At 66.6% G+C, this 17,439-nt stretch carries 17 protein-coding genes; 8 read left to right on the forward strand and 9 right to left on the reverse strand.

The window, feature by feature from the left end; genetic code table 11:
* Window positions 1-467 precede the first annotated feature (467 nt).
* From Q9R39_RS10690 to Q9R39_RS10715, 6 genes are all read right to left on the reverse strand, one after another.
* The gene (locus Q9R39_RS10690) at window positions 468-998 is read right to left on the reverse strand and encodes a hypothetical protein (protein ID WP_058252322.1); all 531 of its coding nucleotides are present in this window, start codon (window positions 996-998) and stop codon (window positions 468-470) included.
* A 186-nt stretch (window positions 999-1,184) separates the two neighbouring features.
* On the reverse strand, window positions 1,185-2,321 hold the full coding sequence (locus tag Q9R39_RS10695; RefSeq protein ID WP_242697033.1) for a hypothetical protein: 1,137 nt from the start codon (window positions 2,319-2,321) through the stop codon (window positions 1,185-1,187).
* 48 nt (window positions 2,322-2,369) lie between these two features.
* Window positions 2,370-2,834, reverse strand: a complete 465-nt coding sequence (locus Q9R39_RS10700) for a hypothetical protein (protein WP_307848070.1) — start codon at window positions 2,832-2,834, stop codon at window positions 2,370-2,372.
* Window positions 2,835-2,939: 105 nt separating this feature from the next.
* A complete protein-coding gene (locus Q9R39_RS10705) occupies window positions 2,940-3,863 on the reverse strand; it encodes an adenylate/guanylate cyclase domain-containing protein (RefSeq protein WP_311277461.1) in 924 nt (307 codons plus the stop codon).
* 65 nt (window positions 3,864-3,928) lie between these two features.
* On the reverse strand, window positions 3,929-4,546 hold the full coding sequence (locus Q9R39_RS10710; protein ID WP_058252265.1) for a TetR/AcrR family transcriptional regulator: 618 nt from the start codon (window positions 4,544-4,546) through the stop codon (window positions 3,929-3,931).
* Between the two features lie 93 nt (window positions 4,547-4,639).
* On the reverse strand, window positions 4,640-5,812 hold the full coding sequence (locus Q9R39_RS10715) for a TetR/AcrR family transcriptional regulator (RefSeq protein WP_078113304.1): 1,173 nt from the start codon (window positions 5,810-5,812) through the stop codon (window positions 4,640-4,642).
* Between the two features lie 129 nt (window positions 5,813-5,941).
* On the opposite strand from Q9R39_RS10715, the gene Q9R39_RS10720 reads away from it, so the two are divergent.
* Together Q9R39_RS10720 and Q9R39_RS10725 are read left to right on the forward strand one after the other, a co-directional pair.
* A complete protein-coding gene (locus Q9R39_RS10720; RefSeq protein ID WP_058252264.1) occupies window positions 5,942-7,153 on the forward strand; it encodes an acetyl-CoA C-acetyltransferase in 1,212 nt (403 codons plus the stop codon).
* Between the two features lie 112 nt (window positions 7,154-7,265).
* On the forward strand, window positions 7,266-9,467 hold the full coding sequence (locus Q9R39_RS10725) for a 3-hydroxyacyl-CoA dehydrogenase NAD-binding domain-containing protein (protein WP_058252263.1): 2,202 nt from the start codon (window positions 7,266-7,268) through the stop codon (window positions 9,465-9,467).
* Window positions 9,468-9,617: 150 nt separating this feature from the next.
* Here Q9R39_RS10725 and Q9R39_RS10730 read toward each other — a convergent pair whose 3' ends face one another.
* Window positions 9,618-10,292 carry a slipin family protein gene (locus tag Q9R39_RS10730; RefSeq protein WP_058252262.1) on the reverse strand — a complete coding sequence of 225 codons (675 nt, stop codon included), beginning with the start codon at window positions 10,290-10,292 and terminating at the stop codon, window positions 9,618-9,620.
* Window positions 10,293-10,838: 546 nt separating this feature from the next.
* On the opposite strand from Q9R39_RS10730, the gene Q9R39_RS10735 reads away from it, so the two are divergent.
* On the forward strand, window positions 10,839-11,009 hold the full coding sequence (locus Q9R39_RS10735) for a hypothetical protein (protein WP_165629180.1): 171 nt from the start codon (window positions 10,839-10,841) through the stop codon (window positions 11,007-11,009).
* A gap of 33 nt (window positions 11,010-11,042) precedes the next feature.
* Here Q9R39_RS10735 and Q9R39_RS10740 read toward each other — a convergent pair whose 3' ends face one another.
* Both Q9R39_RS10740 and Q9R39_RS10745 read right to left on the reverse strand, forming a co-directional pair.
* Window positions 11,043-11,900: an alpha/beta fold hydrolase gene (locus Q9R39_RS10740; RefSeq protein WP_311277462.1), complete on the reverse strand. Its 858-nt coding sequence runs from the start codon at window positions 11,898-11,900 to the stop codon at window positions 11,043-11,045.
* 22 nt (window positions 11,901-11,922) lie between these two features.
* Window positions 11,923-12,255 carry a helix-turn-helix transcriptional regulator gene (locus Q9R39_RS10745; RefSeq protein WP_211539460.1) on the reverse strand — a complete coding sequence of 111 codons (333 nt, stop codon included), beginning with the start codon at window positions 12,253-12,255 and terminating at the stop codon, window positions 11,923-11,925.
* Between the two features lie 95 nt (window positions 12,256-12,350).
* Between Q9R39_RS10745 and Q9R39_RS10750 the strand changes: the two genes are divergently transcribed.
* The 5 genes from Q9R39_RS10750 (at window position 12,351) to Q9R39_RS10770 (ending at window position 17,358) form a co-directional block, all read left to right on the forward strand.
* On the forward strand, window positions 12,351-13,982 hold the full coding sequence (locus Q9R39_RS10750; RefSeq protein ID WP_211539461.1) for an ABC transporter substrate-binding protein: 1,632 nt from the start codon (window positions 12,351-12,353) through the stop codon (window positions 13,980-13,982).
* A gap of 67 nt (window positions 13,983-14,049) precedes the next feature.
* A complete protein-coding gene (locus Q9R39_RS10755; protein ID WP_396275659.1) occupies window positions 14,050-15,123 on the forward strand; it encodes an ABC transporter permease in 1,074 nt (357 codons plus the stop codon).
* On the forward strand, window positions 15,120-15,986 hold the full coding sequence (locus tag Q9R39_RS10760; protein ID WP_058252258.1) for an ABC transporter permease: 867 nt from the start codon (window positions 15,120-15,122) through the stop codon (window positions 15,984-15,986). Before Q9R39_RS10755 ends, Q9R39_RS10760 begins: the two co-directional genes overlap by 4 nt.
* On the forward strand, window positions 15,983-16,744 hold the full coding sequence (locus tag Q9R39_RS10765) for an ATP-binding cassette domain-containing protein (RefSeq protein WP_058252318.1): 762 nt from the start codon (window positions 15,983-15,985) through the stop codon (window positions 16,742-16,744). The genes Q9R39_RS10760 and Q9R39_RS10765 overlap by 4 nt, the downstream gene beginning before the upstream one ends.
* Window positions 16,741-17,358, forward strand: coding sequence for an ABC transporter ATP-binding protein (locus tag Q9R39_RS10770; protein WP_058252257.1), 618 nt, complete (start codon window positions 16,741-16,743; stop codon window positions 17,356-17,358). The genes Q9R39_RS10765 and Q9R39_RS10770 overlap by 4 nt, the downstream gene beginning before the upstream one ends.
* The last annotated feature ends 81 nt before the right edge of the window (window positions 17,359-17,439 follow it).

A 17,439-nucleotide genomic window follows, 5' to 3' on the forward strand; every position in this document is an offset into this window, starting at 1 on the left:
TCACGTGAATATGCTGATGCCAGCGAACAGTCCGACACCGAACATCGAAGCAGATGGCAGGACCGCCAAGAAGTGGCGGGTGTAGGTCCTGACGCCGCCGAACCAGTAGTCGAGCCCACGCGGAAGCGACTTTGCGAGGTGACGGGGCCGTGGTCTTCCCTGCATGTGCGGGTGCCGATCTGTCGACTTGTTCGAGGGACCTCGGCTTCTGACGTCGTGATTCGATTACATACTGCTCCCTGCGACTTGACGATGCGCGCCGCGTCATCGTCGCGCCGAACACGAACTCCGACACAGGGCTCGACCGCTGGACTGCGATCGAAGTCGAAGAGTCGGCGTGAGGTTCACCGGTAGCTCTCGGCGCCGTGGTCAGGACGTGCTGGTGAAGTAGGCCAGGACCAATCCAAGTATGAAACAGAGGATCGGGTAGGTGACGAACATCGAGAACCTCCCACTGAAGTAGGTCCTCAGTTCCCGCCACTTGTTGTTGTCGTCGTCCGCAGCCAACGGTCCTCCATCTCGGTGATCTCGCTGATTACCCGGTCCCAATCGGCGATCGGGACGGTACCGGTGAACAGGGACAGCATCGAGTGCCCATCCGATCCGCGGTAGGCCAACTGCGATCGGCGAAGGCGCAACTCGCGACCCTTGGCTGTGTAGTTTCCGTCGTCCACACAGAGATAGCCGTCTCGGTGCGCACTGTGGTTCAGCACTGTAGCGTTCTCCAGTGCTGCGATGTCCAGCGTGGTATCGAGTGTGTCCAACCGAAGGACGTCAATGGGGCCCAGGTCGAAGTATTGGACCACCACGTTCGAGACGAACTCTGGAACCGGACTCTCCGAACGTAGGAGGACTCGACTTGCGCTAGCTTCGTGAGCGGTCTCGGTGTCCATGTCATACCAGGCCGGTGCCGGCGAGAAATCCAGCGCCGGCGTCGAAGCGCGAAGCGTCGCCGTGCTGCCGAGATTCACGATCGCGTACTCGATTGCAGCGATCACGTGCTTGCTCTTGTCACGACAGAGCTCCTCCGGTGAGCAGACCGAGAACAAATGCGAGGGATGCCGGCAGGCATACCAGCACGTTCTGGAGGCGGGAAGTGACATACGCGGTGTAGTAGTTGGTTGGAAGCCGCCTGGATCGATGACGAGGTCGCCCGACCCTGACCGCCTTTCTGCTGGCCATCATCAGTCGAAAATCCCTTTCACCCACTTGCCGGTTTTGGAACCGAGATTACTGCCGATCGCAGCGCCGATCCCTGCTCCAACTGCTGTGCCAATCGGACCAGCGAACGATCCTATAGCTGCCCCCGCGGCCATGCCGCCGAGCACGCCGCCGCCCACCGCACCAACGCCCGAGGCGACCGCGTCTCCGCCATCCTGTTCACCGCGTTCGTACTTGCTCCATTCGTCGAACGCCGTGACCACCACGCCTCCGACCAAGGAACCGCGATAGAGATTGGTGCCGATCTTGTTGAGACGAGAGAGGTCATCCGGGGTCAATCCCGCGCGTCCCGCTGAATGGCGTCCGCCGGGGCGATCGGTGTCGTAGGCGTAGCGGATATCCTGGCCGCGTTGTTCGAGGGCGCCAAGTGCGGTGGTGACCGCGGGCCCCGCAAGCGAGCTTCCTGCAGGGAGCCCCAACGCGTTCTTGAGGTACTCCAGTCTTGAAGGATCGACGTCTGTGGGCTGCCCGGTTTTCAACTTTTCCAATTGCTCCGGGGTCAGGTTCATTGCGCGAAGGAAGCGCCCCCGCTGCTCCAGAGTTGCCGTGCCATTGCGCACCGCGGCGGCGTCACTGGCCGCGAGACTCGCATCGACGATCCCGCGGTTGACCGCGTTCGCAGCGGGTGTCATGCCGCCGAGTTCACCGAGTGCGGAATTGATCGCGTCTCGGGTCGCGGTGACCGCGTTATCGGCCGCGGTGCCGAGACCGATCAGCGCGGCGTGGTGTTCGTAGGCTCGTCCCGCGTCGTACTCGGCACCCTCGGGTGCGCGACCGGCGTCGAAGTTGACTGTGTACTCGCGGCTTCCGCGGTCGAGGACGTAGCCGTCGGAGTCGGCAAGGCTGGTTCGGGTCTCGAGAGCCTTCATCGCGTCGCGGATGTTGCTCTGTCCGTTCGTGAGTACGGAAGCCAGATCACCGAACTCGTCGGCAACACCGCGAATCCATCGTGTGATCCCCTCCGCGCGATCGTCGGCGGGCCCACGCGCGACCCCCGTCCACTGTGCGCGGGTCAGGTTGATGACGGGATCTCCGGCCTTTGGTGCCTCGACCTCCAGATGTGCCTGCAGTCGAGTGATCCCATTCGCGATCGACGTCATGACCTCGGGGTTCCAGGACATGACGTCGTCATAGCTGGGCGGCACGACCTATTGGACCGACAGCAGAACGCTGAGCGGGACCACGTGGTCGGTCTGCTGTCCTTGCCGTGCGGGATACGCCGTGGCGTCCTTGATCGTGCTCGCACTCGCCTGATCGGTCTCGACGGTGGTGTCTTTGGCACCGAGCACCAGTTCGGAGAACGAGGAAACCGTGCCGGACACATTGGCCAGCGCGGATGCGATCCGTTCGTCCGCACCCGCCGCCACCGCGGACATATCGCTCGAAGCCCCGCGGAACTGTCCGGCCAACTGGCTGAAGGTAGCCGTCGTACCGTCCAGTCCGGCATGCGAGGTGAGTTCCAACGCCATCAGACGAGACGCGCATCTCGAGATCTCCGTCGCTGACGCCCCGACAGCCGCTGGATCGACGATCAAGTCAGACAAAATTCCCCCTTTGACTTCGCGAACCACCATAAATGTTCGACGGAGACGATAGTCGGGCAGGGCGCACACAGCTCGCCACCATCCACAGCCATGAGTCGCTCTGACCGGCGAACCTCAACTCGACCGATGGACTTCGATCGAAGTCCATCGGTCGAAATGAGGTTCGCCAGTGGGTCAGTCGCTCAGCGGACCGTTGTGGTGTGCTTCGAGGACACGGGCCTTGAGGTGTTTGTACCCCCGAACGCGCAGTGTCGGTATCGATTTGAGGTAGAAGCGGTCATCACCGCCGAGCTGATCGGCGATCGCGTCGTCGATGAGTGTGGTTCCGGGACGGGCGGATCCGGCGAGGCGTGAGGCGATGTTCACCGGCTCGCCGAAGACGTCTCCGAGCCGGGCGAGGACGGAGCCGCGCGCCATGCCGACACGCAACGGCGGAAGACTGTCGTCCGTGGAGAGCTGATGGATCTCGAGCGCGGCACTCGCGGCGGCGGGTGCGTCGTCGAAGGTGAACATCACCGCGTCGCCGAGCGTCTTGATGACGCGACCACCATGATCCACGACCACGTCGAAGGTGTCGTCCTCGAACGAACCGAGCAGGGACTCCAGGTCATTCAGATCGATACGCCGGGAAAGGCTTGTGTAACCAACGATGTCGGCGAATCCGACGATCAGGTCGATCTCCTCGTCGTCGGAGTGATCGGTGTGACGCTCGATCGCCTGCGCCATGTGCCGACGCCAGATGAGTTGCTGGATCTGGCCGAGCGCGAGGCTCATCTGGTCGAAGTCCCACGGCACCGCGGGGTCGTCGACGATGTCACGCAGCAGGTCGGCCTCCCACTCCGCGAGTCGGGACATCGTCTGTCCGATTGCCCGGGCCATCGCGATCTGGCTGGTCTCCGGCATCGCCGCCGAAGAGGATGCGAACATCCGGAGCGCGGCGAGGTCGCGATCGGAGAAAACCTTGTCCGAGGACGGTTGACGCACGAAACCGAATGCATTCCAAGCTTTCTCGGCGAAATCAGCGGACAGTCCGAGTTCGGCGACCAGTTCGTCGCGAGTGTAGCGGGGGCGGTCCCGCGCTTCCGAGGCGTCGTTCATCCGATCCGAGTCCCATCTCCGGCGTCGGCTCAGCATAGCGGGCAGACCGGTCCGGCAGGGTCGGTCTAACGCGCGGAGAGCATCCGCATCGTCGCGTCCGATACCGTGCGGATCACGTCGTTGAGAGACAACGGGCCACCCGGGCGGTACCAGCGCCACACACTCCCCAGGACGCCCAGTACGAGACGCGCCTGGAGCATGGCGTCCCCGTCGACGAAATCGCCGGCGTCCATTCCACGCTTGATCAGGTGTGCCCAGTTGCTCTCGATCTCGGCGACCAGTTCGCGCGACCGGACGCGTTCGGCCTCTTCTCCGTCCGACCGGCGAGGAGTACCCAGGATGACAATCTGGTTCTGGACTATTCGTCGCTGCAGCACGTCGACGGTTTCCCCGCGCAGCGATGACGCAACTGCTGAGCCGAAGGCTTCAACCGGGTCAGGAATACCGGCGGTCCCTGCTCGGAATCGCTCGATCGAATCGGCGAGCTGGATGCGCATGATGGTCAGAAGACAGTGTGCCTTCGACTCGAAATAGTGGTAGAGCGCGGTCTGTCCGATGCCGACCTCGTCGGCGATCGATGCCCACTTCGTGTGTTCGTAACCGACTGTGCCGAAGTGTTCTGTCGCCACGGTCAAAATCTGCGCGCGCTTGGATCCGGAACCGTCATCCACAGCTACCGACATCGTGCCCCCTCTCTCGTGCCGGACGTAACAACGTGGACAGCGTCGGTTCATCTGAGCCGCGGCACGAATCAGCGCACTCCGCGTCGGCGCGGATCAGAGCGCGAGCACGCCCTTCATGAGGTACGCCATCCGCGCGGCGAACTGCGGACTCTTCGAGCCGCGTCGCATGCGCACGGCGTCGTTGACGATCGAGAGCGCCGCGTGCACGGCGACCGCGCCTTGATCGCGCTTGATCTCCGGATCGACTTGCATGAGCAGATCCACCCAGCGCGCCACATAACGTCGCTGCACGTCGACGAGATCGGTGGCGCTCGCTTGTCCGGCGAGCGCGGGGGAGTTGTTGAAGCTCACCGACAGATCCGGGGTGCTGGTGATCACGTCGACATACGAATCGACGAGCGAGGCAAGCAATTTCGCGGGGTCCGAGGTGGCGCCGTAGGCCGCCATCACCCCCGCCTCCAGGCGCGCGCCGCTACGCTGTCCGATGGCGACGAGGATGGCCAGCTTCGACGGGAAATGTTTGTAGACACTGGGACCCGCGATGCCGACGGCGCCGCCGATCTCGTCGACGCCGACATCGGTGTAGCCGCGGTCGGCGAACAACTCGGCTGCGGCGTCGAGGATCTCGTCACGCCGCGAACCGGGCACGGAGGTGACCGTCGGCGACGTCGCGAACGGCGGTGCCGCAGCGGGGCTCAGGGCGAGAATTCGGCGGATGAGCTTCTCGATCTCGTCACGTGCACGCGCCCCGGACATGCGGGTGTGGTGCACGGTGAGGCTGCCGCTGACGCTCAATACCGCCCACGCCAACTGCACGGCCTCACGGTCGGTCAGATCCGTGCGCCGGGCGGCGAGCGCCGACGCCCAGTGGCCGATCACCTCGCGGGTGCGGACTGCCACCAGTTTGTTCTGTTCGGTGGTGAGGTAGTTGCTGGTCCATCGCCACAGCGATGCCGCTTGGGGACGCTGGACGGCCAGGTCGCAGACCGTCGAGATCAGCGAGTTCGCGTCGACGCCGTCGGCGAGCGCCCGGTCGGTGCAGGACTCGAGATCGTCGACGCCGGCCAGGACCGCCGCGGCCAGCAGCGACTGCTTGTCGTCGAAATGCCGGTACACCGACGGCGCGGTGACCCCCGCCGAGCGCGCGATGTCGGCCAGCGAGACCTGCGCATACCCACGCTGGAGGAAGAGCGCGGCCGCGGAGTCGACGAGCTGTCGTTTGCGGTCGGCGCCCCTGGTGCGGGTGGCGGGTTTGCGGTCAGGCATGGTGAACAGACCATAGCGCACATTCGACAGAACGCCAGACCTCTTGACCACCGGGTATAGCCAAACTAGTTATTCCGCGTTAGCCTCGGTGGGTAACCAACCAGTGGTTCGTGTGAAAGGAACACTTTCGTGCCTGATCAAGCATTCATCTACGAGGCGATCCGTACGCCTCGTGGCAAGCAGCGCGGCGGTTCGCTGCACAGCGTGAAGCCGGTCGACCTGGTCTCCGGTCTCATCAACGAGGTCCTGTCGCGTCACGGCGGCCTCGATCCGGCCGACGTCAACGACGTCATCCTCGGTGTCGTCTCCCCGGTCGGCGAGCAGGGCGCGGTCATCTCGCGCACCGCCGCCCTCAACAGCGGTCTCCCCGAGACCGTCCCGGGAACCCAGATCAACCGCTTCTGCGCCTCGGGTCTGGAGGCCGTCAACCTGGCCTCGGCCAAGGTCGCCTCCGGCTTCGACGACCTGGTTCTGGCCGGTGGCGTCGAGTCGATGTCGCGCGTCCCGATGGGTAGCGACGGCGGTGCGCTGTTCACCGACCCGGCCACTGCATACGACCACTACATCGTCCCGCAGGGCATCGGTGCCGACCTGATCGCCACCATCGAGGGCTTCTCGCGCGAGGATGTCGACGCCTACGCGGCCGAGTCGCAGGCTCGTGCCGAAAAGGCATGGAACAGCGGCTACTTCACCAAGTCCGTGGTTCCGGTCAAGGACATCAACGGCGTCACCGTCCTCGATCACGACGAGCACCGTCGTCCCGGCAGCACCGTCGAGAGCCTCGGCAAGCTGAAGGCCGCCTTCGCCGCCCTGGCCGACATGGCCGGCTTCGACGACGTGGCACTGCAGAAGTACCCGAGCGTCGAGAAGATCAACCACGTCCACACTGGCGGCAACAGCTCCGGCATCGTCGACGGTTCGGGCCTCGTGCTCGTCGGCAGCGAGGAGGCGGGCAAGCGCAACGGTCTGACCCCGCGCGCCCGCGTAGTGTCCTTCGCCGAGATCGGCAGCGAGCCCACCATCATGCTCACCGGCCCGACTCCGGCCACCGAGCTGGCTCTGAAGAAGGCCGGCCTGACGGTCGACGACATCGACGTGTTCGAGCTGAACGAAGCCTTCGCCTCGGTCGTCATGAAGTGGATGAAGGATCTGAAGATCCCGCACGAGAAGGTCAACGTGAACGGTGGCGCGATCGCCATGGGTCACCCGCTCGGTGCAACCGGCGCGATGATCTACGGCACCTGCCTCGACGAGCTCGAGCGCACCGGCGGCCGCTACGGCCTGATCACCCTCTGCATCGGTGGCGGCATGGGCGTCGCGACCGTCATCGAGCGTCTCTGACCCTTCGAGGCTCGCTTCGCTCGCTCCTCAGGGGGCGGCGGGGCGCGTCGCTTCGCTCGCTCCTCAGGGGGCAGCGATGACCACTTCACGAGAAAGAACTCTGCGAATCACCATGAGTGACAACATGATCAACTGGGAGAAGGACGCCGATGGCGTCGTCATCCTGACCATGGACGACCCCAACCAGGGCGCCAACACGATGAACGCGCTGTACCAGGAGTCGATGGCCGCGACCGTCGATCGCCTGGAGGCCGAGAAGGACGACATCACCGGTGTCGTCCTCACCTCCGCGAAGAAGACCTTCTTCGCCGGCGGCGACCTCAAGGACATGACGAGCGATCGCAGCGGTGTCTCCAAGGAGGAGATCGCCACGCAGATCACCGAGACCACCAACGCCATGAAGAAGGTGCTGCGTCGTCTCGAGACCCTGGGCAAGCCGGTCGTCGCGGCCATCAACGGTGCCGCACTCGGCGGCGGCCTGGAGATCGCGCTGCACACCCACTACCGCATCGCCGCGGACGTCAAGGGTGTTCAGATCGGCCTGCCCGAGGCGACCCTCGGCCTGCTGCCCGGCGGCGGTGGCGTCGTGCGTACCGTCCGTCTGCTCGGTATCCAGAACGCCCTCATGGGTGTTCTGCTCCAGGGCCAGCGCTTCAACCCGACCAAGGCCAAGGAGACCGGCCTGGTCAACGAGGTCGTCGGCTCCATCGAGGAACTGATCCCCGCCGCGAAGGCATGGATCAAGGAGAACCCCGAGGCTCAGCAGCCGTTCGACGTCAAGGGTTACAAGATCCCGGGCGGTGCCCCCACCAACCCGGCGTTCGCCGCGAACCTCCCGGCTCTGCCGGCATTGCTGCGCAAGCAGATCAAGGGCGCCAACATGCCGGCTCCGCGCGCCATCCTGGCCGCCGCGGTCGAGGGCGCCTACGTCGACGTCGACACCGCCGACATCATCGAGACCCGCTACTTCGTCTCGCTGGTCACCGGCCAGGTCGCGCAGAACATGATCAAGGCGTTCTTCTTCGACCTGCAGCACATCAACGGCGGCGGCTCGCGCCCCGAGGGTTACGACAAGTTCACCGCCAAGAAGGTCGGCGTCATCGGCGCCGGAATGATGGGCGCGGCAATCGCTTACGTGTCGGCGAAGGCCGGCATCGAGGTCGTCCTCAAGGACATCGACCTCGACGCCGCCAAGCGTGGCAAGGGCTACTCGGAGAAGCTCGAGGAGAAGGCTCTCGCCAAGGGCAAGACCACCCAGGAGAAGAGCGACGCGCTGCTCGCCCGTATCCACCCGACCGTCGATGCCGCCGACTTCAAGGGCGTCGACCTCGTTATCGAGGCCGCCTTCGAGTCGGTCGAGGTCAAGCACAAGGTGTTCCAGGAGATCGAGGACATCGTCGAGCCCGACGCCGTCCTGGGTTCCAACACCTCGACGCTGCCGATCACCATCCTCGCCGAGGGTGTGAAGCGTTCCGAGGACTTCATCGGAATCCACTTCTTCTCGCCGGTCGACAAGATGCCGCTGGTCGAGATCATCAAGGGTGAGAAGACCTCGGATGCCGTGCTGGCCAAGGTCATCGACTACACGCTGGCGATCCGCAAGACCCCGATCGTCGTCAACGACAGCCGTGGCTTCTTCACCAGCCGCGTCATCGGCACCTTCGTCAACGAGGCCATCGCGGCCGTCGGCGAGGGCGTCGAGCCGGCGTTCATCGAGCATGCGGGCACCCAGGCCGGCTACCCGGCCGCGCCGCTGCAGCTCATGGACGAGCTGACCCTGACCCTGCCGCAGAAGATCCGCAAGGAGACCGAGGCAGCGGCCAAGGCCGAGGGCAAGGAATTTCCGCAGCACGGCTCGAACGCGGTCGTCGACTGGATGGTCGAGAACGGCCGCACCGCCAAGAAGGACGGCAAGGGCTTCTACGACTACGACGAGAACGGCAAGCGCACCCAGCTCTGGCCGGGTCTGCGTGAGCACTTCAAGTCGGGCACCACGGAGATCCCGCTCGAGGACATGAAGGAGCGCATGCTCTTCGCCGAGTCCCTCGAGACCGTCAAGTGTTTCGACGAAGGTGTGCTCACCTCGGTCGAGGACGCCAACATCGGTTCTATCTTCGGCATCGGCTTCCCCGCCTGGACCGGTGGTGTCATCCAGTACATCAACGGTTACGAGGGTGGCGTGCCCGGCTTCGTCGCGCGTGCCAAGGAACTCGCGGGCAAGTACGGCAAGCACTTCGAGCCGCCGGCCTCGCTGGTCGAGAAGGCCGAGCAGGGTGTCACCAAGCTGACCAACGAAAACCTCGCTGCGAAGTAGGGATTTCGCTGGGTGACCAGCAGACAACAAGGGCCCCGGCCGGATTCGTTCCGGCCGGGGCTTTGTTGTGCCAAAACCGTTCCCGCGTGGCCATTTCCATCCCGCTGATCTGATCCGATCAGCGGGACGGAGACGGGACCGCGGGAAGGCTCAGTCCTCGGTCGCCACCTCGGCACCGCCGACGCTGAGGACGACGCGGGCGCCATACGGCACCGACTCGACGAGGCGCAGCTGGGCCAGTGCCGGGTGGGCATCGAGCAACCGGCCCGCGTTGGCCAGCGCGCGCAGCGCGGCGGTCTCCGCGCGTGCCGCCTCGAGCTTGGCCTGACCGCGGGTCTTCGCCGTGATCACCTCGAGGGCCGCGGTGCGGACCTCGGCCGGGACGATGACGTCGCGACAGACGACCTCGAGAACCTCCAGACCGACGGTGCCGGCTACCTCGGCAGCCGCGGCGCGGATCGGCGTGACGTCGACGGTGTCGCCGCGACGGATGAGGTCGTCCGAACCCACGCCGGCGCAGACCTCGCGCAGCGCGACCTGCGCGGCCAGGTAGACCGCGCCGATCGGGTCGGCAGACCGCTCGACGAAGGCCGCCGCGTCGATCACGCAGGCACGCAACGTCATCGAGACACGAACCGACATGGAGTCGGCGGTCAGTATCTCCTGCGGCGCGACGGGGATCAGTCGCTCGCGCAGGTCGACGTCGAACGTGGCGTCAGGCTTGCGCACACGGTGGCGGCCGGCGGGCAGCGCCTGGACGGCGGTACCCCGGTAGGCCAGCACGGTGTGGCCCGGCGGGACGGTGATTCGGTTGTGGAACAGCATGGCGATCCTCCTTCCGTTGCGTCGCAATGCTTGTCGGGTCGGGTGTGGGTTCGGATGGCGACACCGCTCGCGGGTGGACCAGCCGGTGGGGTTCGCCGCGGAGTCGCGGACGACTCGGACGACGACCACAAGACCGGCCCGGCCCGTGCTCCCGGGAGCGGTGCCGTGTCAGGACTCGAACCTGCTCGGGATGTATCCCTTGCCATCTGAAGGCGGACGAGGATTCCGACGCGCAGAAACACTTTGCGGTACCCCGCTCCGGTCTGCTGGTCCTCGTGCCGAACGGGAACTATGCCAGCGTCGTGCGCTGGGGCGCAACGGAATTAACGAGCGTTGATCCCTGGTCTGATGTGCGAGCGCAACCCCTGCTCCCTGAGGTGCGAGCGAAGCGAGCCACGAAGGGTCGTCGCAGTTCGTCTCACCGAGCCCTTCGTGGCTCGTCGCTTTCGCTCCTCGCACCTCAGGGAACAGGAGTTAGGTCGTTCTTTCGGATTAGTAGGGAGCGGGGGATGGAACCGTTCGGGCGCCGGACGCGTCCAAGTGTTTGTGATCCCGATACCCACCGATCGTTCCGGCCTCATCCTGCGCGAGCACGCCGTGCGTGCCGGATTCTCCGAAGCCGACCTCGACGAGGCGGTGACCCGCGATCACCTGGTGTGTCTGGGTCCTGGCGTGTTCGCCATTGCGGTCGGGTACCTGTTGTGGTCGCGGGGGTGACGACGCCCGGCGGCGCGACTCGACCACAAGCGGTCATCGGGCGAGGAAGGCTCCCACCGTCGCCTCGAACGCAGCCTTGGCCTCGATCATCACCCAGTGCCCGCACCTCGGGAAGATGTGCAGCTCGGCGTCGGGGATCAGGCGCATCGGGACCATCGCCATGTCGGGTGGGCTGACGCGGTCGTCGCGGCCCCAGGTCAGCAGCGTCGGGCAGGCGACCTTGTGCATCGACGCCCAGTACGGCGGGTTGTCGGACGCGGCCATGAACTGCTGCTGCATCTCGAATGCGGCCGAGCCGTACATCATCTGCGCCGTCTTCTGCGCGTCGGGATTGATGGCGGCCTCCCAGCGCTCGGCGATCAGTTCCTCGGTGACCAGGGCGCGGTCGAAGACCATCGAGGTGAGCCAGCGGACGAGTTTGTCCTTGTCCGGGGCGTCGGTGAACTCCTGCAGGAGTCGGAGGCCCTCACTGGGGCTGGGGCTGAACACATTCGGGCCGACGCCGCCGATGGTCACGAGCTTCTCGACGCGCTCGGGCTTCTTGATCGCCAGGTTGGCGCCGACGACGCCGCCCATCGAGTTGCCGATCATCGCGGCCTTGTCGATGCCGAGCGCGTCCATGAACCGGATGACCGAACCGCCGGCGGTCAGCACCGGGTGGCCTTCGACGGCGTCGCTGACGCCGAAGCCGGGGAACTCGAGAACGAAACAATGGTGCGTCTGTGCGAAGTGTCCGAGGTTCCCGCGGTAGTTGCGCCAGCCGGTCACGCCGGGGCCGGACCCGTGCAACAGGATCAACGGCGGCGCGTCGGCGTCACCGGCCTCGTGATAGCGCAGCGTGCCCTGGTCGGTCGTCAGTTCCCGTTTGGTCGCATCGAAGGTGACATCCACGTCGACCAGACTAGAACGTGTTCTAATCCGTTGTCACCGGGTGGGCGTGATCCGGCCGATCCGCTGAGGTCAGATGCCCGACCCCGATGATGTCGTGCAGGATGCGGTGCACGATCGCGTCGCCGACGACCTCGTAGTGGACCGCCCGTCCGGATTTCTCCGAGCGGACCCACCCCTGGTCGCGCAGCTTGCGGATCGACTGCGACGCGGCGTTCTCGGTGACGCCGATGCGGGAGGCCAGTTCGGCGACCGTAGAACCCGGGCGCGCGTGCATCTCGGCGACGAGACGGAGCCGGTTCGGGTCGCTGAGCAGCATGAACCGCGCGGCCCAGGAATTTGCGTCGAAATCGGTCATCGGGCCTCCTGATGGTTCCGGCGACATAGCAATAGTTGTACGCCGATCGTTCACCGCCCTGTCGGGTGGCGGCAAACGTGTGTCTGGGAGAACATATGTCTGTGCACACAGGTGTTGGGAGAACGACGTCCACGATCCGCGGGATCGCCATCGCAGGCGCGGCCGCGCTGATCGCGACCGCCGCGCTCGCCGGCTGTTCCTCGTCGGATGGGACAACGGCGACAGATCAGATCGTCCTCGGCGAAGGTCAGGACCTCGGCGACTTCAACCCCATGCTCGGGTATGGACAACTCGGCGTCTCGCCGATCTACGACGGTTTGCTGAGCCCGGCGGCCGACGGTGACGACCGGGTGCCCGATCTCGTGGCATCGCTCGCCGAGTCGGAGCCCGAACGAGTCGGGCCGCGCACCTGGCGGGTACCGCTGCGATCGGGTGTGACGTTCTCCGATGGCACCGCGTTCGACTCCGCCGACGTCGTGGCGACGTACGGCGCGGTCGTCGATCCGCAGGTCGCGTCCGACATCTCGACCGATTTCGCCCCGATCGTCGCGATCGAAGCAGATGGGCCGCAGGCCGTCACGGTGCGGATGAACACCGAGGCCGACCCGTCGCCGTATCTGCTCCTCGGGATCGTGCCCTCGGAGAAGGTGGAAGCGAAGCCTGCCGCCGAGTGGGCGCTGAACACGGCACCGGTCGGTACGGGCGCCTACGTACTGGACTCGCTCGAACCCGATCAGGCCGTCCTTGTGGCGCGTGAGGGCTACTGGGGTGAGCAGCCGTCGGTGACACGCCTGGTGTATTCCCATGTGCCCGATGACAACACACGGGCACAGCGCATCACCACCGGCGAGATCGACGGCGCCAATCTGCCACCCCGAGCGGCCGAGAGCCTGGCCGGCCGCGACGGTATCGACGTCGTCGCGGTGAAATCCGCTGACTGGCGCGGTGTCTCGTTGCCCAGCGCCAACGCGTTCACCGCCGACCCCGCCGCACGACGGGCGATGAACCTGGGTGTGGACCGGCGCGCCGTCGTCGACGACGTCCTGATCGGCAAAGGAGAAGCGGCCAGCACGCCGATCGCGTCGGTCTACGGTGAGGAGGTCTACGACCAGGGCGCGCAGTTCCCGTTCGACACCGACGCGGCTGCGGCGGCCCTCGATGCCGCGGGATGGCGCATCGGCGACGACGGCGTCCGCGCCCGAGGCGCCGATCGTGCGTCGTTCCCGCTGCTCTACAACGCCGAGGACACGCTGCGGCGCGACCTCGCGGTGGCGTTCGCGGCGCAGATGAAGGCCATCGGGGTCGAAGTCCTGACCCGGGGAACGTCGTGGGACGAGATCGAGACGAAGATGACCTCCGCCGGTGTGTTGCTCGGTGGCGGGGCGACGCCGTACAGCATCGACTCCCAGGTGTACGACACCCTGCACACCCGCGTGCCCGATTCCTCGCCGTACTCCAACCCGGGCAACTTCACCGCGCCTGGACTCGACGCGCTGCTCGACGAGGCACGCGAGAGTGCGCCCGGCCCCGAGAACGATGCCCGGTACAAGCGGATCCAGCAGATCTACGAGCAGCAGCCGTCGTATGTCTTCCTGGCCTTCCTGCACCACACGTACGCATCGCGAAGCGCGGGCTGGCAGCATGACGCCCCGATTCTCGAACCGCACTCGCACGGCGTCTCGTGGGGGCCGTGGTGGAACATGCCGTCGTGGCGTCAGCAGGGGTGACCCCGTCGGGTGGGCCCCGCCCGAGCGGAACCTCATGACACGGTCAGGCACACGGGATGCGGCGCTGCTGGGGACGGGTGTAACCGCAGCGGCCGGAGCCCGACGCCCGGATGTGGCGAAGACACCCGGGAAACCGCTGGGCGAGAGGCCATCGCGTCGCCGCTCGCGGGTGCGGGCTGTCGGCCGGCTGCTGGCGCGTCGTGTCGCGCTGATGGTTCCCACGGCAATCCTGGTGTCGCTGGGCATCTTCGCCATCGCCGCGGCGTCGCCCTTCGACCCCCTGACCGCCCATCTCGGTGACAACTACCAGTCCGCTACCCAGTCTCAGCGCGACGCGGTCACGGCCGCCTACGACCTCGACCAGCACTGGCTGCAGGCGTGGTGGAACTGGTGGGGCGCACTGCTGCACGGCGATCTGGGCTGGTCGTCGACACGAGGTCAACCTGTCGCCGACGTCATCGCCGAGCGCTGGCCGTTCACGCTCGGGATGTCACTCGCGGCGCTCGTGTCGGCGGCGGTGATCGCTGTCCTGGGCGGGGCTGTCATCGGGATGCGCCGGGGCGGAATCCTCGATCGCGCGTGCACGGCAACGGCCGCACTCCTCGCCGCGACCCCGCCCTTCGTGGTGTCGCTCGTCCTGGTCAGCGTGTTCGCGGTAGGTCTGGGGTGGTTGCCCACCTCGGGCGCCCGTCGTCCCGGCGACGACTATTCGCTCGACGGTCTGCTGACCCACGCGGTCCTGCCGTACGTCGCGCTGACGTTGTCGATGATCCCGTGGTTGCTGCTCACCATGAGATCCGCGGTCGTCGACGCCGCGGCATCCGACGCCGTGAACGGCGCTCGCGCGCGCGGTGTCAGTGGCTGGGCACTGCTGCGAGGCCACGTTGTTCCGGTGTCGGTGCTGCCGACGCTGGCACTCCTCGGCACTCGCCTGCCGGAATTGATCGCCGGGGCGGCCATCGTCGAAACGGTGTTCGGCTGGCCGGGTCTGGCGCAGTCACTCGTGGATTCCGCTGTCGCGCTCGATTTCTCGTTACTTGCCGCGTTGGCGGTGGGATCAGCTCTGCTCGTACTGCTCGGCTCCGCGCTCTCCGATGCGGCCGCGGTGTGGGTGGACCCACGGATCGGCATGGTCGCATGACGGCATTGGCGGCGCATCAGCATTCCGCATCGGGCCGCCGCGCCGAGTTCGCGTTCCGACTACGGTTCCTCGCCCCCTGGATCGTGATCGCGGTGATGGTCCTCGTCGCAGTCGGCTGGCCGCTGATCGCCGGTGAACAGACCGCCGATTTCGCGAGGTCCCTCCAGGCTCCCGGTGGCGAGTCGCTGCTCGGCACCGACCACTCGGGGTACGACCTCGGGGTCAGAACAGCGGAGGGGCTGCGCATCTCGTTGCTGATCGCAGCTGCCTGCGCGGTTCTCGCGACTGCGCTCGGACTGATGATCGGCATCGGTTCGGTCACCGCGGGCGGTTGGGTCGACGCGATCGTGATGCGGGTCGTCGACGGCGTCAACGCACTTCCGCACCTCGTGGTGGGCGTGGTCATCGCGGCGATGTGGCGGGGTGAGCCGGTCGCGATCATCGCCTCCATCGCGTTGACGCATTGGCCTGCGGTGGCTCGCGTCGTGCGGGCCGAACTGCTCGAGGTCACCTCTGCCGGATGGGTGGAGGCGTCGCGGCTTGCCGGGGCGTCGCGGACATTCGTGGCCACCCGGCACCTCCTCCCGGCCGTCAGCGGTCAGGTGCTGGTGGCGATGACCGTGCTGCTGCCGCACGCGGTGTGGCATGAGACGACCCTGTCGTTCCTGGGCGTCGGCCTCTCACCCGATGCCGCGAGTCTGGGCACCCTTCTCGGACAGGCACGCGGCGACGTCCTGACCGGTGCGTGGTGGACGCTGGTGGTGCCAGGAGTCGCACTGATGGTCACCGCGCTGGCGTGCGCGGCCGCGGCGTCGACTCTGCGCAGGGCCACCCTGCCGCCGGCCGGCGGGGTGTGGCGATGAGTATCGCGGTCGAGAACATCACCGTCGACATCGCCATCCGTGACCGCTGGCGCCGGTCGTTGGTGCGGGTCCTCGACGCGGTGACCCTCGAGGTACCCGCCGGATCGATGACCGCGCTCGTGGGCGAGTCCGGTTGCGGAAAATCGATGATCGCCTCCGTGCTGACCGGACTCCTGCCTCCCGGGTCGACCGCGAGCGGAAGTCTGCGGATCGACGACGAGCAGTTCCGCGACGACGCGCTGGTCGACGACCCGCGCTGGCGCAGGTTGCGTGGGCACCGCATCGGGTTCGTCCCGCAGTCCGCCGCGACATCCTTCACTCCGGTGCGCACGATCGGCGCCCAGCTCGACGAGGTCATCGGCGTCCTGGGCGGCACGTCCGATGCCGTCGAGTTGTGCCGGCGCGTACACCTCGACCCCGATGCACTCCGGTCGTATCCCCACGAACTGTCCGGCGGTATGGCACAGCGCGCCGCAATCGCGGTGGCGCTGGCCGGAAACCCGGACATGATCGTCGCCGACGAGCCGACCTCGGCGCTCGACTCGGAGCTCGCCGCCTCCGTCTGGGAACTCCTCGCCTCCGCCGCTCGGGAAGGCGCTGCGGTCCTGGTCATCACACACGACGTCGAGACGATGCGGCTCGGGTGCGATTCGGTGGCCGTCATGCGTGCGGGGCGGATTGTCGAGCAGCGCCGGCTCGATCAGATCGCGGACTCCGACGACGCCTATGTCGCCGGATTCTTCGAGGCTGCGTCGTGAACACCGGCGAGCTCCTCGTCGGTACGGGGTTGAGCGCTCACTTCGATGACACGGTCGTGTTCGACGGCCTCGACGTCGCCGTCGGACCCGGGGCGGTGACCGGGGTCGTCGGACGATCGGGGAGCGGCAAGACGACGCTGCTGCGCATCCTCGCGGGTCTCACCGCCCCCGCGGGCGGGACGGTCGAGTGGCGCGGGGACCGCCGGCGGCCCGGGGATGTCGGTCTGCTGGCCCAGCATCCGCGCCTGGTCACCAATCCGCGCTGGACACTGCGCCGGATCGTCGCCGAACCCGCGACAATTGCCGGACGTACCTGCGACATCGAGTCGGTGGCAACCCGGGTCGGTCTCGACAGTTCGCTGCTCGACCGTTACCCCGCGCAGGTGAGCGACGGCCAGTTGCAGCGGGCATGCATCGGGCGGCTCGTGGTGCAGGGGCCGCGGATCGTGCTGTGCGACGAACCGACCGCGATGCTGGACCCCATGGCGACGCGCTCGGTGACGGCGCTGCTCGACGACCTCGTCGCCGACGGGGCAGGGCTGCTGCTGGTGAGCCACGACCGACGGCTCGTGGAATCCCGCAGCCGGGACGTCATCGACCTTGATCTGCGCTGACGGTCCGGCCGGCGTGCGGGTCGCCTTGTGGCTTCGACTCGGCGCCTCGACCTCGACGCGCTCCTTCGTCGCTTGCTCGGC

It is taken from the genome of Gordonia sp. AC31, assembly GCF_031844505.1.
In the GTDB taxonomy this organism is placed as follows: Bacteria; Actinomycetota; Actinomycetes; order Mycobacteriales; family Mycobacteriaceae; genus Gordonia; species Gordonia hongkongensis.

What these genes read in the sequence shown, in the direction of transcription:
- Q9R39_RS10750 (WP_211539461.1), top strand. Translation starts at nt 12,351, where the DNA reads ATGTCTGTGCACACAGGTGTTGGGAGAACGACGTCCACGATCCGCGGG.
- Q9R39_RS10730 (WP_058252262.1), bottom strand. Translation starts at nt 10,292, where the DNA reads ATGCTGTTCCACAACCGAATCACCGTCCCGCCGGGCCACACCGTGCTG.
- Q9R39_RS10760 (WP_058252258.1), top strand. Translation starts at nt 15,120, where the DNA reads ATGACGGCATTGGCGGCGCATCAGCATTCCGCATCGGGCCGCCGCGCC.
- Q9R39_RS10725 (WP_058252263.1), top strand. Translation starts at nt 7,266, where the DNA reads ATGAGTGACAACATGATCAACTGGGAGAAGGACGCCGATGGCGTCGTC.
- Q9R39_RS10710 (WP_058252265.1), bottom strand. Translation starts at nt 4,546, where the DNA reads ATGTCGGTAGCTGTGGATGACGGTTCCGGATCCAAGCGCGCGCAGATT.
- Q9R39_RS10765 (WP_058252318.1), top strand. Translation starts at nt 15,983, where the DNA reads ATGAGTATCGCGGTCGAGAACATCACCGTCGACATCGCCATCCGTGAC.
- Q9R39_RS10745 (WP_211539460.1), bottom strand. Translation starts at nt 12,255, where the DNA reads ATGACCGATTTCGACGCAAATTCCTGGGCCGCGCGGTTCATGCTGCTC.
- Q9R39_RS10715 (WP_078113304.1), bottom strand. Translation starts at nt 5,812, where the DNA reads ATGCCTGACCGCAAACCCGCCACCCGCACCAGGGGCGCCGACCGCAAA.
- Q9R39_RS10695 (WP_242697033.1), bottom strand. Translation starts at nt 2,321, where the DNA reads ATGACGTCGATCGCGAATGGGATCACTCGACTGCAGGCACATCTGGAG.
- Q9R39_RS10705 (WP_311277461.1), bottom strand. Translation starts at nt 3,863, where the DNA reads ATGAACGACGCCTCGGAAGCGCGGGACCGCCCCCGCTACACTCGCGAC.